The organism is Haloechinothrix salitolerans (genome assembly GCF_042662605.1).
Taxonomy (GTDB): Bacteria; Actinomycetota; Actinomycetes; order Mycobacteriales; family Pseudonocardiaceae; genus Haloechinothrix_A; species Haloechinothrix_A salitolerans.
On sequence record NZ_JBHSXX010000001.1, the window covers coordinates 896,331 to 915,727 of the forward strand.

The window sequence follows — 19,397 nt, forward strand, 5'->3', positions numbered from 1 at the left end:
GACCGCCCTATCCGTGGCAGCGACGAGACCAGCAACCGCGCGCAGGTCCGCGAAATCCACGCGATCCTCGACGAAGTCGACCACGTTGTGCGTTGGGGCGGCGACTACACCGGTCGGCCCGATGAGATGCACTTCGAGATCAATGCCGGTCGCGCCGCCGTCGAGCGGGTCGCGCGGCGACTCGCGGGAACGACGACTCGACACCTCGTCGCAAGCCGAAGCGTGGCGACGGCCGCCCGACGCTCAAGCGTGGCAGCCGCAGCGACGCCGTGGAACTCGTGCAGCGCTACCTCGGCATCCGCGACGATGGCATCTTCGGGCCGGTTACTGAGCGCGAGGTGCGCCGCTACCAGCGCCAGCAAGACCTTGTCTTCGACGGGATCGTCGGTCCGAACACCTGGGCACGCATCGAGGCCGGGCTGCGTGGCGAGAAGCCCGGCGGGCTGAGCGGTCGACGCTTAAGCGGGGCAGCCGAAGCGACACCGTCCGCGAGCTGCAACAGCACATGAACGAGGTCTACCCGCTTTACTCGCAGTTGCGCGTCGACGGCATCTACAGGCCGAAGACACAGCGCGTGATGCGCGAGTTCCAACGCCGCAGTGGGTTGGTGCCCGACGGAATCGTCGGCCCGAAGACGTGGGCCGCGCTCGGCATCTAAGGAGGTCAAGATGGGCAAGATCAGTAAGTGGCTTGTGTCCACGAAGGGGCGTCGGTGGCTGCCCCGTGCGCTGCTTCCATACCTGCCGAACTCGCGTATCCGTCGTGCCTGCGGCCATGCCGACGTCACCCAGATACGCCCCGAGTGCCAGGGCGTCCACGATGGCGTCGTCGCGGTCTGTGGTCGGCCGGTCGTTCGCGTGCTTGCGGACCCGCTCCAGTGCGTCCTTGGCGGCGGTCTGTTGATCGGCGTTCTTCTCGGCGAGGTCTCGCCATTCTGTGACCGCCTCTCGGATGGCGGCGATCAGATTCTCGGCTTCGTCTTCGGTGAACGCCAGCACCGACCGCCCGCGGTCGAACGAAATACCGATGCTCGCCGTGGCGGTGGGTCCGAGAACACCAATGTGGATGTTCTCGGGCAGCTCGTACGGGACTCTCGTGCCTCGTACGACATTTTTGGTGATCCAACGGGGAGGGGTCATTCACGGAGCTCCGCACGTAGATGGTTCGCTAGGCAGAACGGAACCGTTGCCAATCTCTTGGGACTGGTTGCTCTCGCTCTTCCAGAAGATCGACGAGTGCCATGACCAGTCGTGGCCATCGGTTCGCGAGGTGTCGGAGTTCGTCTGTGTGTCGTGGTTCAGCCCGCCCGATGATCTCAGCCACGGTATCGGCTGGCGCACTGTTCAGAGGAATAGCGGGGCTTGGTGGGCGATCATGTCGACGTCGACCGATGCCATCGCGTCGGCTATCCGGCGCGCACGTTCGTCGGAGGTGAGCATGCGCGGGTCCCGGTGTGTAGGCATAAGTGTCAACAGAACGGCGTTGTCGAAGGCGCCACGCATCTCCGCTATCGCCTCCGTATTGCCGGACTCTCGCACCTCGGCGGCTGCCGCACTGGTGCCCGTCCAATCCTCACAGAGCGAGGTAAACGTGACGGGCCGTACCGTGACGTCCGGCAGGGCCGAGCCACGCTGCGATAGTGCAGCAATCGCACAGAATCTCGTCAGGAGACGACCATTCGCCGATGACGATGCACCCGCCTAGAGCGTGTCTCCCGATTCATCGGGCGAGCATGACGGTGGCGGCGAGGAGTACGCCGCCGAAGTAGGTCCGCGCGTACTTGTCGTAGCGGGTCGCGATTCCGCGCCACTGCTTGAACCGGCCGAAACCGCGCTCGACGGTGTTGCGCTGCTTGTAGAGCTCGGGGTCGAAACCCGGTGGCCGACCACCGGCGGACCCCTTGTCCTTACGGCGTTTGGCCTGGTCGGAGCGCTCGGGGATGGTGTGCCGGAGGCGTCGCCGCCGCAGTTCGCGGCGAGTCGACGGGTGTGAGTAGGCCTTGTCCGCCAGCAGGCGATCCGGCCGGTGCCCGGTCGCGGCCAGGGCCTCGAGCAACGGCGCCAGGCGCGGATTGTCCCCGGCTTGCCCGGCGGACAGCAGCATGGCCACCGGGCGGACACCGGAGGTGACCAGGGCGTGGACCTTGGTGGTCAATCCGCCGCGCGAACGACCGATCGCGTGGTCGTCCGGCTCGGAAATCTTGTCATTCGACCTGGCCCCCTGTGTGGTCCGCGGAGGGCGCGCCGGCGGCATGCTGGTGCGCCCGCACGACGGTGGAGTCCACCGACAGCAACCAGTCCAGCTTGCCCGTATCGGCGTGGTCGGACAGCACATGCTCGAAGATCCGCTCGTACGTGCCGTCGCTTGACCAGCGGCGATGCCGCTTCCACAAGGTCTGCCAGGGGCCGAACTCAGCGGGCACATCACGCCACGGCGATCCGGTGCGAAAGCGCCACGCGATCGCTTCCAGCACCTGACGGTGATCACGCCAGCGCGCACCACGCCGCCCAACATCAGACGGCAACACCGGCTCGATCGACTCCCACAACTCGTCCGTGATCACACCAGTTCTGATCATTCACCGATCATCAGCGAACCACCGGCCGATATTCGGGAGACACGCCCTAGTCTCAGGAGACGCGTTTCGGTGGCCACGTGCTCGGCGGGCACTGGGTTGGCGAGCTGCGTGCGGCAGTGGGTGCAGTGGAGATAGACGTACACGGTTATGTTTCCCCTTCCTCTGAGTTGTTCTCTTCTCGCTGTAGCTGCCGGAGCACGCTTGGCAGGTGAAGGCCGACAGCGTCTGTCACTGACAACAGCGCCGCGAGGTCGGGATCGACCTCGCCAGCTTCCATCTGCGCGATGTCGGCGGGTGTGAGTCCGCTGGCTGCTGCGACGTCGGCGTGAGACAGGCTGGCCTCATCGCGCGCATCCGCTAGCATGCGGCCGAATGCCACTAGCAATCTGTCCATCGGCCCTCCCCGCCGGGCACCGTCACCTCGCACAGCCACGCGACGTGTTCGGCGATCTTCTGCGGATCAACCTGCTCGATGGCGTCGCTGACACGCCGGACACGCTCGCGGTCGGGCATCACCCTGGGATCGTCCTGCGAGGCGTTTAGTAGCTTGACTACGGCGATGTCGTAGTACGTCTGGAATACGGTGACTACATCTGAGACGTCCGAATGCCGGATCGCCGTCGCCGCCGCGCTTCTACCTGCCCAGGACTCCCACTTCCCGTCGACGAACGTCGCGCACCTCGTCGAGTCGGGCTCGCCACGCCACGCGGCACACGTACACCGCAGGCACAAGATGGCGTCGGGATCATCCGCGCTGCCGAGAATGAGACAGCCATCCTCGTCGGCAAGACCCGCGAGCACGTCGGCCATCGGCTTTTCGTCGTTCTGCCCGAGTTGCGACCCGCAGGTCGTGCAGTACGCGATCAACATGCTGATCTCCCTCTGTCGGCTTCGTCGGTAGCGCCTCGGCCCGAATCGACAGGACGCACGTCGCTCAACAGGAGATGGGGCAAGTAGTAACGACGCACCGTCGGCACCTCGATCATGGGGCGATCCAGGTCGATGGTCGGCCAGGCCGGGGACGACATCCCGATGACCGTGCGCGGTACACCACACCCGCTCGGTCGTTTGCGCCAATGGTCACGATTCGTCAGTGGGTCTGTCGTAGTAGTTGACTACGATCCGTATGGCGACGAAAAGCACGACGGCGGCGACCAAGAGCCAGCTCACCAACACGAACACCCCTTCTCAGGATGTTCACATGCCGCCTCGATCACCATGCGGTTGGCGCGCTCGATGAGCGTGTCAGCAATGCCGCGCAGCTCGCCGCTGAGGCGACGTCGCAGATCGGCGTCCAGCTCAGCATTGTCCAGCTCGTCGGCCAGCAGGTCGCTGTCACGGACCATCCGGTCAATGCCGCTGATGATGCCGGGCGCGATCAGTGCAAGCTCGTGCCACAAGCTCTCGTCGGTCGTACGGGGTGTCCTCACGGCAGCATCGCCCCGAGCGCGCCCCAGGTGGCGACGGTGACCACGGCGATCAGCACGATAGACGCGACCACCGCGCCGAGCTGGTCGGAGCGCCGCTGACGCGCCCAGGCGTCCACACCGGCGCGATGGCGACTCACTGGTCCGCCTCACACTCGTCGTCGGCGGGCCGATTCTCATCGGCGCGAGCCTCGGCATCAGTGAGGATGACCGGCTCGTCGGCGCTGATGTGCTCCCGGCTGACGTGCGACGGCGGCAGGTAACAGCTTCCCGAAATCCATGACATGCGCGCAGCGTCACACGGCGACTACGGGTCGAGAGGCACAGTTTGTGCCCCCACTCGATTGGACTACTACGCGGCGATGCCGACGCGGTGCGCGAGGTCGGCCACGTCGTCGCGCATCCCGGACGGTGGCCGCTGCCGCAGGTCGCGGATCAGCTCGCGCGCCCACCCGTTGTAGCGGATCGTCTCGCTCGCAGTCCGCTCGGACCGATCCAGCAGTGCAAGCGTGGCCACGCGCTCGTCGCGCTGGTGTGCCGCACGGGCATGCTCGATCAGGTGGCGGGCACGACGTGGCACGCTTGCGATCGTGTCGGCGTCGATACTCTCGGCCGCGCGCATGGCCTCGCCAGGCCGCCGCAAGTCAACGCCGAGGGTGGTGGCGTGCGCCGCCATCGTCGGCGCTGAGAAGCTGCTTTGTACGTGCCGGTAGTTCGGCCCGAGGGTCCGTGCGATCGCGTCGGCGCGCTCGAACGCTCCCCAGGCGTCACCGCGACGGCCGCGCCGTGCGTGGGTCAGTGCGATCTCGGCTTCGAGCGCACCGACCATGCCGCGCCAGTCATCGGGTGCCCCGTCGAGATGCGGGGTGAGCTGGCCGATCGCGTCGTGTGCGAGCCCGAGTGCCTCATCCCAGCGGCCCGAGTCGCGCAGAGCCTGGATCATGGCCCAGGCTCCGCTCGCTATGCAGTACGGGTCGTCGGCTTCCTGGCCCTCGGTGAGCGCGCGGTCAGCACACAACCACACCAGCTCGGGTGCGGGCTGGTAGGCGACGTAGAAGTCAGCGAGCGCGTAGACTCCGCCGAGGACTCGCCGTGCGTCGCGGCGTTCCTCGCTGCGTGTCGCGCGCACGGCTTGCTGCGCGTCGCGAATCAGGTCCGGCAAGATCAGGCCGAGTTGCGTGCGGTGGTCGGGCGAGCTGTGCCGGATTTGCCAGGCGCGGGTTAGGCGCTGCCGCAAGTGCGGCACGCTGACTTCGCGACCTGCTGGGCTGATGCGGTATTCGGTGAGCGCGGCCTGCACGTCGGCCAACGCAGGGTGTCGTTCCCCGGCGTACACGCTCACGGACACGGCGTGTCCGTTGCCGGTCAGGTCGGCAAGATCGGCCAGGCCGAGCGCGTCGGCGATGCGTAGCAACATCGGCAACCGAGGAGGATGCAGTCGGCCCACTTCGACACCCTTCAGCCAAGACGGGGACCGGTCAACGAGCTGGGCGAGCACAGGGCGAGTCATACCCGCACGCTCGCGGTACCGCTGGATGCGCCGCCCGATTGGCAGGCTGTCGTCAGGTCGATGCGACATCTGGTCACCTCGTTCGCGGAGTGATCTCTTCGCGAAGCCCCCGGCGGGCCAATGCCGGGGGCGTGTCCTCCGCGAAGAGGTTCACGTCACAGGATACGTGAGGTGGCAACATGGTGGTGTCGCCCCCGTACCCAGAAACCCGCTCGGGGGCGACCCTGATGCCAGGCATAGGAGCATGGTGAGGCTGCTACAGGGCAGCCGCCACGCCTTCGTGCCCCACGTTTTGAGGGGGAAAGCGGAGCCGACAAGGGGACTCGAACCCCTGACCTACGGTCTACAAGGCTGTGCGACAGCGGCGACCAGGGCCTCCACCAGGCACTTTAGTCAAACAGTCGGCCTCGGAAACCTCTATATCCCCGGTGTTTTACGACGTTTCGCGTCACGAACGGCGTCACGGACTCGCGGACTTCGGACTGCGCTCGCCGCATGGCGGCTTCCGTCAACGTGCCGTCCATTTGCGCACGTGCCGGTTAGCTGCTGAATCGGTTGTCGTCGATTCCGAGTACTCGCATCTTCCGATACAAAGTCGAGCGTGCGATCCCCAGTCGCTCCGCTGCGGCCAGCTTGTTACCGCTGGCATCGGCCAGTGCTTGCAGGATCGTGTCGCGTTCGGCGCGCTCGAGCGAGGCGAGGCGGTGCCGGGTGGGCGATGACCGGTACTCCGGTGGCAGATGGGATTGCGTGATGTCGGCTCCCATCGAGCGGATCAGCGCCGAGGTCAGCACAGCCTCCAGCTCGCGGATGTTTCCAGGCCAGTCGAGCCCAGTGAATGTTTGCAGCGTGGCGGGTTGCAGGCGCGGGACCGGTGAGCGTGGACTGTGTTGCTTGAGGATGGCCGGGGCGATGTCGGCGATATCCTCCACTCGGTAGCGCAGCGGCGGCACCAGGAGTGTGGCCGGGAGGTGGTCGAGCAACCTGGCCGCAGGACCGTGGCCCCGGCGTTCCGGGGCTGTGGCGATAAGGCGGGCCCGACGGGTTGCGGCCTCCAGGTGAGCCAGGACGTGGGCGCATAGCTGGTCAGGCAGGTCGTCCAGATGCCGCAGGACAAGTGTGCCTGGTGTTGCGATACGGCTAACGAACCGGTCCAACCACGCTTCGGGTTCGAGCCGGGCTACTGTGCCGTCGAGTACCGTGCAGGGTTCGTCTGGCGCCCATCGCTTGTGTAGATGCCGCGCGACGAACAGTTTGCCCGATCCGGGTTCGCCGCATATGAGGGTGGGCGGCCCTGATTCGACTATTGAGTCGATTTCGCGCCGCAGCCGGGTGCTGGCGGCGCTGCGGCCGGGGAGCCGCTCCTCGGCTGGTGGTGCGGTTCGCCCTGCGGTCGGCGTTGAGTGAGACGGGTGGCGACGCGGGGTTATCGAGCTGGCGTTGCGAGTTCGCATCTCGACGAGTACGCCTGCGGGGCTGCTTCCTTCGCCTACCTTCGAGGCTTTTGCCTGTACCACGATGTCCTGGGCTAAGCGGACTTCGCCAGTGCACTCGTCGCGCCGGGCCAACATGCGGGTAGCCCAGTCCCAAAGGAGGGCTTGGTCCGAGGGATCGAGCAGTTTCGCCGCTGCTGTGTTGCTGATGATGAAGTCCTGGTTGAGCGAAACCACGGCCGAACGCACTTTTCGGGAGACGCGCAGGAAGTGCTCCAGCAGCATCCGCTCCTTGAGGGAGGCGTCGGCGTACATCCTCGACTCGATCTCGCGGACGGCGGAGAGCACCAGTGGTTTCATCAAGACGTTCGTTTCGTCGAAGCGGCAGGTCACGTCCAGGACCCCTTCGACGGTGCCGCTGATCGGATGCATGACAGGTGCGCCAACACAGGCGAACTCGAGGAGGTTCTCTCGGAAGTGTTCGGCTCCCTGCACGAAGAATGGTCGGCGTTCCTCTAGCGCGCTGCCGATGCCGTTGGTGCCCGTGAATTCCTCGGCGTAGCGGAATCCCGGGGCGACATACGCTTTGTCGAGCGCCCGTACCAGCTCCCGGCCGCCCGCTCTGCGGTCGACGATCTGTGCTTCGGCGTCAGCCAGCATGATGGTCGCCGGACTGTCGGTGAGCTGGTCGGCGAGCCGATCGATCACCGGAGCCGCTGCCCGCAGCAGGCGGCTGGGGCGGTCGAACTCGCCCTCGTAGGGCACGTCGTCGCTGGTCGCCTTGACGCCGATCAGATGACAGCGACGCCATGAGGTTGCGATGTCCGCGCGAACGCGTGGATCCACCGATTCGCTCTGGTTGCCGGTCAGTAGAGTGGCGGCATCGCCGAGGATGTCGTCACGGGTGCGGCGCATCGTGCCCACGGACTCGTGGATCCTGCCCATCTGTCACCTCGTCATCGACTTGTCGCCACGACAGTGAAACTAGTCACATCCTCGCTTGGTAATTGTCCCACTTTAGAACACTTGGCGGCTGGACTAGACCGTTCGAGTGAGAGTTGTCCTGGTGTTATCAGGGGCTAATGCCAGGGAGGCCGCACTCGAGATAGCGAGCACGCAGCTGCTTCTTGTCGAACTTGCCGACGGACGTCTTCGGGATGCGCCGTACGAAGACGATGTGTTCAGGAACCCAGTACTTCGCGAATCGGGCTTGAAGGTGGTTGCGCAACTCCTCCTCGGTGACGCTGCCTTGCGCTTCGACGCAGGCCAGGGGCCGCTCTAGCCACGTTTCGTCCGGAATCGCGATGACGACGGCCTCGTGCACCATGGGGTGGGCCATCAGCGCGTTCTCCAGATCAACTGATGAGATCCACTCGCCGCCACTCTTGATCAGATCTTTGGATCGGTCCTTGAGGGCCATGGACCCGTCGGGGGTGAACACGCTCACGTCGCCGGTGCGCAGCCATCCTTCGCGGAAGCTGTCGACCGAGCGCGGGTCGTCCAGGTACTCGCGAGCTGCCCACGGGGTGCAAACCTCGAGTTCGCCAACCGACTTTCCATCCCACGGAAGCTCGGTGCCGGCCTCGTCGGTGATCCGCATCTCGACCAGGGGAAGGGGCTTGCCCTGGGATGACACATCCGGGGAGAAGGTGGCGATCGGAGACGTCTCGGTCATCCCCCATCCGTTGACCACCACGGTGCCGTTGTTCTGTTGCCACCACTCGGTGAGCGCGGCCGGGGGCGCCTGCCCGCCCAGCCAGAGCCGCTGCAGGGAGTCGAGATGGTAGCGCCTGCCGGTTGAGTTGTGGGCATCGCGCAGCATCGTTCCGACCGTCACCGCCGCGACCATGACATTCGGTCGCTGGTCGTGGATGATGCGCAGGAGGTCCTCGGGTCTCGGATGAGTTCCGGGCAGCACTAGCGTGGTCCCTTGGAGAGCGCACGCGTAGGGCGTACCCCAGGCGTTCACGTGCGACATCGGGGTGACCACGAGGTACGTGTCGTCTTCAGCGACCTCGGCTGAGCCCTTTACGCACAGGGCGAGGGTGTGCAGCACCGTGCTGCGGTGGCTGTACAACACGCCCTTCGGGTCTCCTGTCGTTCCGGAGGTGTAGCACAGTCCGGCGGCGGCGTACTCGTCCAGCTCCGGTAGCTCCACAGCGGCGGCGTGCGCGAGCAGGTCCTCGTAGTCGAACACGGGGCTGAGCGTCGTGTCTGCCGGAACTTTGCCGAGTACGACGTAGGAATGCACCAGTGGCAGCCGGTCGGCGATCGATTCCAGCAGGGGCACCAGGTCGGGTTCGACGAGAACGACTCGGTCCCGCGCGTGGTCCATCGTGTATGCCAGCTGATCCTCGGACAGCCGGTGGTTGGCGGTGTGCAGGATCGCCCCCATTCCGGGCACCGCGAAATAGCACTCGAGGTGGCGGTGGGTGTTCCATGCCAGGGTCGCCACCCGGTCGCCTGGGGCGACGCCGAGGGCGGCTAACGCCCCTGCCAGCCGTCTGACCCGGCTCCCGAGCTCAGCGTAGGTGTAGGTGTGATAGCCGGATCCGTCCCGGGAGATCACCTGCTTGTCGCCGAAGACGTGCTCGGCGCGCCACAAGAGGCGCTTGATCAATAGTGGTCGGTCCATCATCAGGCCGTGCATGGCTCTGCCCTCATCCTTTTCGGCGTTACCGCGTCGACCGGTGGGTCGGGACGGTCATGCGACCGTCCCGACCCGTCGGCTACGCGATGTGGAAACCGGCGAACCCGTTCGCCTTCGCTTCGGCGAACTTCTCGCGATACAGCGGCAGCCCGCCCGGGTAGTTGAGGCTCTGGACAGTCTTACCAGGGATATTGGCGCCCATGTACCACGACTTGGCCTTGGGGAAGAGGGTTGGTGCGACCAACTGCGCGACGTGGTCGGTCCAGTCGCGGTCAGCATCGGGTGTCGACTCGATGCGCTTTCTGCCAGCGCGCAACAACTGATCGACCATGTCGACGATCATCTCGCCCTGGATCTCGGCGCAGGTGGGGCCGTTGCAGAATCCCGAAGGACTCTGTGGGCCGTAGACGAACAACATGTTGGGGAAGCCTGCGGTGGCGATGCCGAGGTGGGCGTCGACACCGGCGGCCCACTTGTCGCGCAGCAGCGTGCCGTCTGCGCCCCGGATGTCGATCGCTGTCAATCCGCCGGTGACCGAGTCGAAGCCGGTGGCGAACGCGATGATGTCGAACGCACGCTCGGCTCCGTCGGAGGTGACGATGCCACGTTCGGTGAACGACTCGATCGGTGTCTCGGTGAGGTCGACCAGGTGTACGTTGTCTTGGTTGAACACGTCGAAGTAGTTCTGTTCCAGCGAGGGACGCTTGACACCGAACGGATGTGGCGGTTGGGTGGGCGCGAGCTTCTCGGCGGTCGCCGGGTCCTTGATCCTGGCACGTACCTTGTCCCGCCAGAACGAGTAGGCGTAGTCGTTGGCTTTCTCGTCGAAGAGGGTGTCCTGGAAGACCCCAAGCCAGAACCGGAAACCGCCAGCCTGCCACAGCTTCTCATAGCCAGCGGTACGCTCTTCGTCGCTGAGGTCGAGAGCGTTGCGAGGTTCGAAGTCGAAGTCGAACCCGGCGAAGACGTTGCCGCGCCGCTCGAACCGTTCGGGCAACTCGGCTTTGATCGTGGCCTGGTCCTCCGGGGTGAGCGTGCGCTGCCGCATAGGGATCGCCAGGTTCGGTGTCCGCTGGAAGACGGTCACCTCCGCCGCGTCACGAGCGGCCTCCTGGGTGACCTGGACGCCACTGGCCCCGGTACCGATGACGGCGACCCGCTTGCCGGTCATATCGAGCCCTTCCTGCGGCCACAACGCGGTGTGGTGGCAGGCGCCGGCGAAGGCGTTCAGGTCGCGGATCGGCGGGATGTAGGGCTTCGAGCCGAACCCCAGGCATGGAACGAGATAGGTGCAGCGCACAGTGGTGCCGTCCGATGCCCGCACGACCCACTGGTTGCGCCCACTGTCGAAGTCGGCCGAGGCGACCCGGGTGTTGTAACGGACGTCTCTGCTGATGTCCAGCTTGCGGTCGACGTAGGCGAAGTACTCGCGCACCTCGCTCCAGTCGGGGTAGAGCTCGCTGTACTCCCATTCCTTCCACAGGTCGTCACGGGAGAACTGGTAGATCGGGCCCTCGGTGTCGACCCGGGCACCTGGGTAGCAGTTCCAGTACCAGATCCCGCCGAGCTTCGACCCCGCCTCCCAGATCTTCACCGTATGACCCAGACTGCGCAGCCGATCGAGCTGGTAGATGCCAGCGAAGCCGGCCCCGATCACGAGAACATCGAGCTCCTCGACGGCGTTGGATGTGGTGCTCATGTTTTTCGCTCCTTCGCGTTTTCGTGCCGATGGGTGAGTTGTTGGTCAGGGAGTGCCTGCATGCGGCACGTCGACGGTGGTCGCGAGCAGCCGGCCGAGCCGGGTCGTCGACCGTTCCGTTTCATCGAAGTTGGGCGCGACGCACAGGAAGAGCGTCCGGCCGTCGTTTCCGCCGAGCATGCAGGCGAAGACGCCGTCGTCACCGGTGCTGATCTCCTCGAGGATCTGGCCACCTTCGGCGACACGGACGACTCTGTTGTTGAGCGCGTCGGCGACCCACAGGGCGCCCTCGGCGTCAAGCGAGTTGCCGTCTGGTCCGATGGCGGAGGCCGCGACGAGCTCGTCGACGCTGTCGGTGTCGGGTAGCGCGCCGAAGTTCGCCCAGTCGCGCCGGGGTCCGAGCGAACCGTCTGGAGCGATGTCGAAGGCCGAAATCCGGTTGCCGAACGTCTCGTCGACGATCAGAGTCGAGCCGTCCGGTGTGATCACTGAGCCGTTGGGGAACATGACGTCTTTCGCGGCGATGCTCGCTTTGCCGTCCGGATCGACGCGGACGAGCGTTGTAGTTCGGAACGGTGCGCCGCCCATGAGGTCGAACCCGAAATTGCCGACGTAGGCGCGGCCTTGCTCATCGACGACCATGTCGTTGACATGCCCGCTAGTGAGGCTGGAGAGGTCGGCGTGCTCGACCAGTTCGCCGCGCTCCAAACGCAACAGTTTCCGGTCACGCATCGAGACGACGAGCAGCGCGCCATCGGGCAACCAGCCGAGTCCGGATGGTTGTTGCGGCACGGTGGCGATCTTCTCGACATCGCCCTCGGGTGTCACCGCGATCACTTGATGGGTGTAGAAGTCCGACACCCATAGCCGACCGTCGTGCCACCTCGGCCCTTCGAGGAAGGTGTAGCCCTCGACAATGGGAGTGAGTTTCCGATCAGTCATTGCTGACTCCATTCGCTCGTGAGCAATGAGTTTCCGGAATAGTGAACCGACCGTGACGGCAATCACTGTCCGAGAATGCAACACAGGTGATCCGCGGCGTGTGGTGTCGCGAAATGGGACAGCGTCCACGCCCGTGTAGCGAAGCAGGACAGTCTCGTGGCCGGGTGCGTTCGTACGTTGCTTGCCAAGGCAATGGTGACGACGAACTCGGAAGGCGGTGCGAATGCAACGCACCAATCTGTACATCGACGGTGAATGGCGCCCGCCGCTTTCCGGCGAGTACGGCGACGTCGAGAACCCGGCCACAGAGCAGCTGATTGGGCAAGTGCCCGCAGCGGGCGTCGCCGATGTCGACAGCGCAGTGCTGGCTGCACGAGAGGCACTGGCTGGCTGGCGCGTACTGACGCCGTCTCAGCGCGCCGAGTATTTGGATCGTCTGTTCGTGGCACTGGAACAGCGCCGCGGGCACATTGCGTACACGATCACGAGGGAACTCGGTACGCCAGTAAAGACGTCGGTCGCTATCCAGACTGCCCTTCCGCTGCGGGTGTTGCGTAGCTATGTGGATCTCGCCGCGGTGATCGAGTTCTCCGAACGGATCGGGAACTCCCTCGTCGTGAAGGAGCCCGTGGGTGTGGTTGCCGCGATCACACCGTGGAACTACCCGCTCCACCAGATCATGGCGAAGGTCGCGCCCGCGTTACTGGCGGGATGCACCATAGTGCTCAAACCGGCGGACCTGGCGCCGCTCGTCGCCTATGTCCTCGCCGACGCGGTGGCGGAGGCGGGCATCCCCGGTGGTGTGTTCAACCTGGTGAGCGGGCAGGGATCGGTACTTGGTCCTGCGTTGGTGACCCATCCCGGCGTCGACATGGTGTCCTTCACCGGATCGACCGAGGTCGGCAAGCAGATCGCGGTGTTAGCCGCCGACAGTGTCAAGAAGGTCGCGCTCGAACTGGGTGGGAAGTCCGCGAACGTCATACTCGATGACGCTGACCTCGCCGCCGCGGTGAAGGTCGGTGTCGGCAATGCATTCCTCAACGCTGGGCAGACATGCATGGCCTGGACGAGAATGCTTGTCCCGTACTCGGCCTACGAGCAAGCACTGGAGATCGCGAAAGCGGCGTTGACGAAGTACGTACCCGCCGATCCGCTGGCCGAAGAAACCAAGCTCGGCCCACTGGCCTCGGCCAAGCAGCGGTCATCGGTACTGTCCTACATCGAGATCGGACTGAAGCAGGGTGCACGCCTCGTCGCGGGCGGCGGCGAGGTGCCCACTCGCGGGCACTACGTTCCCGCTACCGTCCTGGCCGATGTCAAGCCCGACGACGTCGTGGCGCAGGAGGAGATCTTCGGCCCCGTGCTGGCGGTCATCCCTTACTCGGACGATGACGACGCGGTCGCGATAGCCAACAACTCGCGTTACGGGTTATCCGGTGCGGTGTGGTCGCGAGACAGGAACCGCGCGCTCGAGATCGCACGGCGCATGGAAACGGGGTCCGTCGACATCAACGGTGCCGCCTTCAACCCACTCGCCCCATTCGGTGGGTCCAAGCAATCGGGTCTCGGACGAGAGCTCGGGCGCTATGGCCTTGAGGAGTTCTTCCAGATCAAAGCGATCCAGCGGTGAGGAGTGACGCCATCATGGTGAAGGCATTGGTCGCACGGTCAGCGGGAGCCGACCTTGCGGTCGAGGAGATCGAGCTGCCGAGGCCTGAGCCGGGAGAAGTGCGGGTTCGGATCGCAGCTGCTGGAGTGTGTCACTCGGACCTGTCCATGATCAACGGAACGGTGCGTCCGAAGTTCCCACTGGTGCTCGGGCACGAGGCGGCAGGTGTCGTGATCGAGACTGGGTCCGAGGTGCGCAGGGTGGCTGAAGGGGACCACGTCGTGATCAATTGGTCACCCGCGTGCGGCGAATGCGCATTTTGCCAACACGGCGAGCCATGGCTGTGCGTGACCATGGAAGGTGTCACATCGCGGCCGCGCGGCACGCTGGCCGATGGCACTCCCACACATGTCACGCTCGGCGTGGGTGCCCTCGCCGAGGAGGTCGTCGTCGGCGAGGGCGCACTCGTCACCGTTTCACCAGAGCTGCCCATGGCCGACGCCGCACTACTCGGGTGCGCGGTTCTCACCGGAGTCGGGGCCGTTCATAACACTGCTCGCGTACGGCAGGGTGAGTCGGTCGCGGTGATCGGGCTCGGCGGGGTCGGGCTGTCAGCCGTGGCAGGTGCGCAACTGGCCGGCGCTGAGCGGATCGTCGCCGTCGATATCTCTGCGGATAAAGAAGAATTGGCGCGCACCTGCGGGGCAACTGATTTCCTGATCTCCAATCCGGAGCTTCCCCAGGTCGTTCACAGCCTGACAGACGGCCTGGGGGTGAATCACACCTTCGAGTGCGTCGGTCGCTCGGACACTATCCGCGCAGCGTGGCAGAGCACCCGTCGAGGTGGCACCTGTGTAGTCGTAGGCATGGGCTCACGTGACGACAAGATCTCCTTCTCCGCGCTGGAGCTTTTCCACTTCGCCAGGACCCTGACGTCGTCGGTGTACGGCTCCGCCGATCCCGACCGCGACATCCCTGGCATCGCGTCCGCCGTGCTGAGCGGATCCCTCAATCTCGACGCCATCGTGACGCACCAGATCTCGTTGTCCGACGTCCCCGCCGCGTTTGACCGTATGCGCCATGGCGAAGGCGGCCGCTCCATCGTCCTGTTCACGTAAACCCACTCCCCGGAGAAGCGACCATGAGCTTGAAGCCACCCGATCCGTCTGATTTCCTTGATCTGGACGCCAGCCTGACCACCGAGGAGCGGGACATCCGTGACACGGTGCGCACATATGCCACCGGCCAACTCCTCCCGCACGTGCCCGACTGGTACGAGGCCGGATGGCTGCCCGCGGCCGAGCTGGCGAAGGAATTCGGCTCGCTGGGACTTCTGGGCATGCATCTCGACGGCTACGGGTGCGCTGGCGCCAGCGCCGTGGCGTACGGCGTCGCCTGCCGCGAGCTCGAGGCCGTCGATTCCGGCATCCGCAGCTTCGTGTCGGTGCAGGGCTCGCTCGCGATGTTCGCGATCCACCATTGGGGAAGCGAGCAACACAAGCAGGAATGGCTGCCCCGGATGGCGACCGGCGAGGTGCTCGGCTGCTTCGGCCTGACCGAACCGGACGCCGGTAGCGATCCCTCCGGCATGCGCACCTACGCCCGCCGCGACGGGTCGGACTGGGTCCTCACCGGCACGAAAATGTGGATCACCAATGGCACGGTTGCCGACGTAGCTGTCGTGTGGGCGCAGACGGAGGAAGGTGTCCGGGGGTTCGTCGTGCCCACAACCACGCCTGGATTTCAGGCCAACGAGGTCAAGCACAAGCTGTCGTTGCGGGCATCGTTGACAGCCGAACTCGTGCTCGACGACGTTCGCGTGCCAGCCGAAGCAGCGTTCCCCGACGTGCGAGGGCTCCGTGCGCCGCTGTCGTGTCTGAATGAAGCACGGTACGGAATCCTGTTCGGGGTCGTCGGTGCCGCCCGCGCGTGCTACGAGTCCGCACGTGAGTATGCGTTGACCCGGGAGCAGTTCGGCAAGCCCATCGCGGCATTCCAGCTCACCCAGCGCAAGCTGGCTGATCTGGTTGTCAACGTCAATCGCGCCGGGCTGGTCGCCCTCCACATCGGCCACCTCAAGGAAGCCGGCAAGCTGCACCACAACCTGGTGAGCTTCGGCAAACTCGCCAACGTCCGCGCTGCCCTCGACGTCGCACGCACGGCTCGCACCATGCTCGGCGCGAACGGCATCTCGCTGGAGTATCCAGTTATGCGCCACATGGCGAACCTGGAGACCGTACTGACCTACGAGGGCACCGAAGAGATGCACGCACTCTCCATCGGGCAGGCGGTCACTGGAATCCCAGCGTTTCGCTGACCGTCTCGCCCCTATGGGACTTCATGCGGTTCTCGGCATCCAGCTCGATACCTCATCTCCCGGTCACTGTTAGCTCGAGTCCGCTGCCCGACATCACTAAGGAGGCACGCATGTCCGTCCTACCCGTCGAATTCGACGCCTTTGTCGCCGAAGCCACGAACGACTCCGTCGCCCGAGGAGTGCGCCGCATGCACGCCAATGACCTGCCGGCGGGTGAGGTCACCATCCGCGTTGGCTGGTCCGGCGTCAACTTCAAGGACGCACTGGCGTGCGTTGCCAGCGGCAAGGTCGCGCAAATCTCTCCGCTCGTTCCTGGCATTGATCTCGCAGGCTCGGTAGTCGCCTCGGACAGCACCGAGTTCTCGATCGGCGATCAGGTGATCGTGCACGGTTACGACCTGGGCGTCGCTCATCACGGGGGCTACAGTGAATACGCCCGAGTCCCTGCCGCCTGGGTCGTACCGCTACCGCACGGGCTCACCCAGCGGCAAGCCATGTGCCTCGGAACCGCCGGCTTCACCGCGGCATTGAGCGTGGAAGCTTTGGAGCAGCGTCATATAGCCCCCAGTGCCGGTCCAGTCATTGTCACCGGCGCATCCGGCGGCGTAGGCAGCGCGGCAGTCGGCCTGCTGGCCCGCCGTGGGTACCACGTCGTCGCGGCCACGGGCAAGGTCACGGCCCATGACCGCCTGCGCGCGCTCGGCGCGGCGGAGATCGTAGATCGTACTGACATCGGAACAGCGGACAAGCCGCTCCAGCGCGAGCGCTGGGCAGCGGCTATCGACTGCGTAGGCGGTAAAACGCTGGCGAGCGTCCTGAGCGCCACCGCTTACGGAGGGATTGTCACCGCATGTGGCAACACCGGTGGAGCAACGTTGCCGACCACGGTGTTCCCCTTCATACTCCGCGGTGTCTCGTTGGTCGGCATCGACTCCGTTCGATGCCCCATCACCCACCGACGCCAGGTGTGGCAACGCCTGGCCGCAGATGTAGATGCGACTGACGTGGCCAACCTGGGACCTTCCGAAGTCACGCTGAACGAGCTCAGCCAGACACTTGAGACTGTGCTAAATGGATACTCGGAAGGACACACCCTGGTGCGACTATCTCACGACGCCTGAACGCCTGCATCGCCGCGCGCTGGTCCGGTAATAGAAGCGCACCGACCCCTACCGAGAGGACTACCAACTGCTCGGAGACTGGGGCGAGTCAAATCCGACGAACCCGTCCGCAGGTGGAGCAAGCCATCTTGACCTCACTCGACAACTGCGGGTGCTGCTAGAACATCCACATCTGCTGTAGTGGGGATGTCAACCTTCCAGGCCGGGAGCCCAGCCCGACACGACGAGGTGGACGAGCGAAATCGCGACGAGACACGCTGGAGTTCCTCGGGCGTTGTGATCATGCGGATGTTACGGCGGGGTGGCAGCTGGGTTCGCTTCGTGCCCGTATGGCTCGTCACGGTCGGTTGATGGTTGAGAGCCAGTTCCGGATGCGTTGTGCGACTTGCAGGTCCGTGGGCAGGGTGTGGAGTCGGTTGGCGAGGACGGTCGGATCGACCAGGCCTGCGGCCACGAGAGCGGTGCCGAATGCGTAGTCTTTTTCGCGGCCTCGACTTCCATCGAGGTGGTTGCTTCTGGTGGCAGTTTGTCTTCGGTAGTTCGCCGAGGATTGATTGGCTGCCGATGACGACGACGTCTGGGTCGTCGACGATGCGAGAGGCGGCGCGGAGGACGTGTTCGAGTTGCTCGCGTTTCATGCGGCGTGGTCGGTCTTCCAGTGGGTGCGGAACGAGTTCAGTGCTGCCTGTCGTTCCTTGGTGGTGAGGACTCCGGCGAAGGGGCTGTTCTGTCGTAGCTCGATCGCCCAGCGGGCGCGGGAGGTGAGGGCGTCGAACACCGCGTCCGGTCCGGCGTTGAGCAGTTCTTCCCAGTGGTCGAGCCACCGGGTAGCCATGCCGTCAGGGTGGACGTGGCGAAGATGACGCATGTTCTCGTGAGCGGTTTCCATCACGCTGGCGGTATCTGTGGCCAGTCGGCCTGCTACGACTTGGTGCAGCCACAGTGACCGTTCTTCGTCGCGGCGCAGTGGGGGCTGGAGGAAGGCCTCGGCGTCCGCTCGGCGGATGCGCCGATGCGCGCCGACGGTGACGTAGGGGAGCTGGCCGGAGGAACAGAGATCGACAACGTGTTGTCGCGAGCAGCCGAGCACCTCGGCCGCCTGTCCCGTGGACAACAACTGCTTATCGTTCACGGATTCTATGGTCGATCATAAACACCAAAAACACAAATTCGCTCCAAAAGGGGCATACTTACGTCACGCGAGGCCAGCAGCAGGCGCTGTTGTGCATCTGCCAACAACGCATTCCCTGGTCACACCCTGAGCCGACAAGGGGGCTCGAACCCCTGACCTACGGTTTACAAGGGTGGGGCGACAGCGACCACCAGGGCCTCTACCAGGCCTTTGGTCACGTGAGTGGTCTCTGCGGGCATCAGAAACCACACGATTTGCCCCGTTTCGTGTCACCCGCGCTCCGGCTAGGCATTCGCAGCCTCTGCAGTCTCAGCAGTACACCGGAATCAGCGCACGCTGAGGTGTCACGAGAACTCGCCTCGTTCGGCGCGGGCGGCGACGTCGCGCCAGAAGTCGAGTGCGGCGTATTCCATGCCGAGCCCGAGTCGGAGGGTGATCATGCGAGGGGCGACGTCGGCGACGTCACCGTAGCGGTGCTGCATCTGTTCGTATTCGGCGATCCTGCGCTGGTGTTGTTCGATCTGGTCCTTAGCGAGCCGGGCGACGTCTTCGGGGCCTGCCAGTTCGTTGAAGAACAGTTTGATCTCGGCGATATCGCGCAGTTCGAAGTGTGCGTTGACGGGCTCGGCCAGCCAGTCCTGCAGTGCGGCTCTGCCGGATTCGGTGATTGAGTAGATCTTGCGGCGGCGCCCGGATTCTTCTTCGTCGAGTTCGAGTAGACCGGCTTCTTCGAGGCGTTTGGGCTCGGAGTAGAGCTGGGCGTGGGGGAAGTTCCAGAAGTAGCCGACGGACCGGCCGATGGCCCGTTTGAGGTCGTACGAGGTCGATGGGCCGCGCAACGCGATCATCCCGAGCACCACGTACGACGTTGTGGATAGTCGAACCCTTGACATGGTCTGAAGCGTACCGTACCTTCGCTAACCATATGAATCATACGATGCGGGTAATACGATACGCGTCGCATGGTTGTTGATCATCG

18 protein-coding genes and 1 pseudogene are annotated in these 19,397 nt (G+C 64.9%); 6 read left to right on the top strand and 13 right to left on the bottom strand.

The annotated features are described in order from the left end of the window. The first annotated feature begins 269 nt into the window (after positions 1 to 269). Both ACFQGD_RS04275 and ACFQGD_RS04280 read left to right on the top strand, forming a co-directional pair. Positions 270 to 509, top strand: coding sequence for a peptidoglycan-binding domain-containing protein (locus ACFQGD_RS04275; RefSeq protein WP_345399852.1), 240 nt, complete (start codon positions 270 to 272; stop codon positions 507 to 509). Beyond that, on the top strand, positions 506 to 658 hold the full coding sequence (locus tag ACFQGD_RS04280; RefSeq protein ID WP_345399854.1) for a peptidoglycan-binding domain-containing protein: 153 nt from the start codon (positions 506 to 508) through the stop codon (positions 656 to 658). The genes ACFQGD_RS04275 and ACFQGD_RS04280 overlap by 4 nt, the downstream gene beginning before the upstream one ends. Positions 659 to 1,719: 1,061 nt before the next feature. Here ACFQGD_RS04280 and ACFQGD_RS04285 read toward each other — a convergent pair. The 11 genes and pseudogenes from ACFQGD_RS04285 to ACFQGD_RS04335 form a co-directional block, all read right to left on the bottom strand. Next, positions 1,720 to 2,578 (bottom strand): annotated as a pseudogene (locus tag ACFQGD_RS04285) (IS5 family transposase). Positions 2,579 to 2,723: 145 nt separating this feature from the next. Beyond that, complete coding sequence (locus tag ACFQGD_RS04290) at positions 2,724 to 2,972, bottom strand: helix-turn-helix domain-containing protein (RefSeq protein WP_345401865.1); 249 nt, start codon at positions 2,970 to 2,972, stop codon at positions 2,724 to 2,726. Then, positions 2,957 to 3,448: a hypothetical protein gene (locus ACFQGD_RS04295; protein WP_345401868.1), complete on the bottom strand. Its 492-nt coding sequence runs from the start codon at positions 3,446 to 3,448 to the stop codon at positions 2,957 to 2,959. Before ACFQGD_RS04295 ends, ACFQGD_RS04290 begins: the two co-directional genes overlap by 16 nt. Before the next feature lie 296 nt (positions 3,449 to 3,744). Beyond that, the gene (locus tag ACFQGD_RS04300) at positions 3,745 to 4,008 is read right to left on the bottom strand and encodes a hypothetical protein (RefSeq protein WP_345401871.1); all 264 of its coding nucleotides are present in this window, start codon (positions 4,006 to 4,008) and stop codon (positions 3,745 to 3,747) included. After that, a complete protein-coding gene (locus ACFQGD_RS04305) occupies positions 4,005 to 4,145 on the bottom strand; it encodes a hypothetical protein (RefSeq protein WP_345401874.1) in 141 nt (46 codons plus the stop codon). The genes ACFQGD_RS04300 and ACFQGD_RS04305 overlap by 4 nt, the downstream gene beginning before the upstream one ends. Next, the gene (locus tag ACFQGD_RS04310) at positions 4,142 to 4,291 is read right to left on the bottom strand and encodes a hypothetical protein (RefSeq protein WP_345401877.1); all 150 of its coding nucleotides are present in this window, start codon (positions 4,289 to 4,291) and stop codon (positions 4,142 to 4,144) included. The genes ACFQGD_RS04305 and ACFQGD_RS04310 overlap by 4 nt, the downstream gene beginning before the upstream one ends. Positions 4,292 to 4,357: 66 nt before the next feature. Next, positions 4,358 to 5,584 carry a helix-turn-helix transcriptional regulator gene (locus tag ACFQGD_RS04315; protein ID WP_345401880.1) on the bottom strand — a complete coding sequence of 409 codons (1,227 nt, stop codon included), beginning with the start codon at positions 5,582 to 5,584 and terminating at the stop codon, positions 4,358 to 4,360. A 470-nt stretch (positions 5,585 to 6,054) separates the two neighbouring features. Then, complete coding sequence (locus ACFQGD_RS04320; protein WP_345401883.1) at positions 6,055 to 7,893, bottom strand: sigma-54-dependent Fis family transcriptional regulator; 1,839 nt, start codon at positions 7,891 to 7,893, stop codon at positions 6,055 to 6,057. A gap of 127 nt (positions 7,894 to 8,020) precedes the next feature. Beyond that, positions 8,021 to 9,598, bottom strand: a complete 1,578-nt coding sequence (locus ACFQGD_RS04325) for a long-chain-fatty-acid--CoA ligase (protein ID WP_345401886.1) — start codon at positions 9,596 to 9,598, stop codon at positions 8,021 to 8,023. Positions 9,599 to 9,677: 79 nt separating this feature from the next. Beyond that, the gene (locus ACFQGD_RS04330; protein ID WP_345401890.1) at positions 9,678 to 11,297 is read right to left on the bottom strand and encodes a flavin-containing monooxygenase; all 1,620 of its coding nucleotides are present in this window, start codon (positions 11,295 to 11,297) and stop codon (positions 9,678 to 9,680) included. A 45-nt stretch (positions 11,298 to 11,342) separates the two neighbouring features. Then, entirely contained in the window at positions 11,343 to 12,239 is an 897-nt protein-coding gene (locus tag ACFQGD_RS04335) for an SMP-30/gluconolactonase/LRE family protein (protein ID WP_345401893.1), read from the bottom strand. A gap of 223 nt (positions 12,240 to 12,462) precedes the next feature. Here ACFQGD_RS04335 and ACFQGD_RS04340 point away from each other — a divergent pair, with 223 nt between their 5' ends. The 4 genes from ACFQGD_RS04340 to ACFQGD_RS04355 all read left to right on the top strand — a co-directional run bounded on the left by ACFQGD_RS04340 (position 12,463) and on the right by ACFQGD_RS04355 (position 17,286). Next, entirely contained in the window at positions 12,463 to 13,869 is a 1,407-nt protein-coding gene (locus tag ACFQGD_RS04340) for an aldehyde dehydrogenase family protein (protein ID WP_345401896.1), read from the top strand. A gap of 14 nt (positions 13,870 to 13,883) precedes the next feature. Further along, complete coding sequence (locus tag ACFQGD_RS04345; RefSeq protein ID WP_345401899.1) at positions 13,884 to 14,966, top strand: Zn-dependent alcohol dehydrogenase; 1,083 nt, start codon at positions 13,884 to 13,886, stop codon at positions 14,964 to 14,966. A gap of 23 nt (positions 14,967 to 14,989) precedes the next feature. Beyond that, complete coding sequence (locus tag ACFQGD_RS04350; protein WP_345401902.1) at positions 14,990 to 16,165, top strand: acyl-CoA dehydrogenase family protein; 1,176 nt, start codon at positions 14,990 to 14,992, stop codon at positions 16,163 to 16,165. A gap of 110 nt (positions 16,166 to 16,275) precedes the next feature. After that, complete coding sequence (locus ACFQGD_RS04355) at positions 16,276 to 17,286, top strand: acrylyl-CoA reductase family protein (protein WP_345401905.1); 1,011 nt, start codon at positions 16,276 to 16,278, stop codon at positions 17,284 to 17,286. A 634-nt stretch (positions 17,287 to 17,920) separates the two neighbouring features. On the opposite strand, the gene ACFQGD_RS04360 is transcribed toward ACFQGD_RS04355, so the two are convergent. Then, positions 17,921 to 18,418 carry a helix-turn-helix domain-containing protein gene (locus tag ACFQGD_RS04360; protein ID WP_345401908.1) on the bottom strand — a complete coding sequence of 166 codons (498 nt, stop codon included), beginning with the start codon at positions 18,416 to 18,418 and terminating at the stop codon, positions 17,921 to 17,923. A 344-nt stretch (positions 18,419 to 18,762) separates the two neighbouring features. After that, on the bottom strand, positions 18,763 to 19,311 hold the full coding sequence (locus ACFQGD_RS04365) for a PadR family transcriptional regulator (protein ID WP_345401911.1): 549 nt from the start codon (positions 19,309 to 19,311) through the stop codon (positions 18,763 to 18,765). Between the last annotated feature and the right edge of the window lie 86 nt (positions 19,312 to 19,397).

Coding starts and splice junctions, on each gene's coding strand:
- ACFQGD_RS04280 (WP_345399854.1), top strand. CDS start 506: ATGAACGAGGTCTACCCGCTTTACTCGCAGTTGCGCGTCGACGGCATC.
- ACFQGD_RS04290 (WP_345401865.1), bottom strand. CDS start 2,972: ATGGACAGATTGCTAGTGGCATTCGGCCGCATGCTAGCGGATGCGCGC.
- ACFQGD_RS04295 (WP_345401868.1), bottom strand. CDS start 3,448: ATGTTGATCGCGTACTGCACGACCTGCGGGTCGCAACTCGGGCAGAAC.
- ACFQGD_RS04310 (WP_345401877.1), bottom strand. CDS start 4,291: ATGTCATGGATTTCGGGAAGCTGTTACCTGCCGCCGTCGCACGTCAGC.
- ACFQGD_RS04315 (WP_345401880.1), bottom strand. CDS start 5,584: ATGTCGCATCGACCTGACGACAGCCTGCCAATCGGGCGGCGCATCCAG.
- ACFQGD_RS04320 (WP_345401883.1), bottom strand. CDS start 7,893: ATGGGCAGGATCCACGAGTCCGTGGGCACGATGCGCCGCACCCGTGAC.
- ACFQGD_RS04325 (WP_345401886.1), bottom strand. CDS start 9,598: ATGCACGGCCTGATGATGGACCGACCACTATTGATCAAGCGCCTCTTG.
- ACFQGD_RS04330 (WP_345401890.1), bottom strand. CDS start 11,297: ATGAGCACCACATCCAACGCCGTCGAGGAGCTCGATGTTCTCGTGATC.
- ACFQGD_RS04335 (WP_345401893.1), bottom strand. CDS start 12,239: ATGACTGATCGGAAACTCACTCCCATTGTCGAGGGCTACACCTTCCTC.
- ACFQGD_RS04340 (WP_345401896.1), top strand. CDS start 12,463: ATGCAACGCACCAATCTGTACATCGACGGTGAATGGCGCCCGCCGCTT.
- ACFQGD_RS04345 (WP_345401899.1), top strand. CDS start 13,884: ATGGTGAAGGCATTGGTCGCACGGTCAGCGGGAGCCGACCTTGCGGTC.
- ACFQGD_RS04350 (WP_345401902.1), top strand. CDS start 14,990: ATGAGCTTGAAGCCACCCGATCCGTCTGATTTCCTTGATCTGGACGCC.
- ACFQGD_RS04355 (WP_345401905.1), top strand. CDS start 16,276: ATGTCCGTCCTACCCGTCGAATTCGACGCCTTTGTCGCCGAAGCCACG.
- ACFQGD_RS04365 (WP_345401911.1), bottom strand. CDS start 19,311: ATGTCAAGGGTTCGACTATCCACAACGTCGTACGTGGTGCTCGGGATG.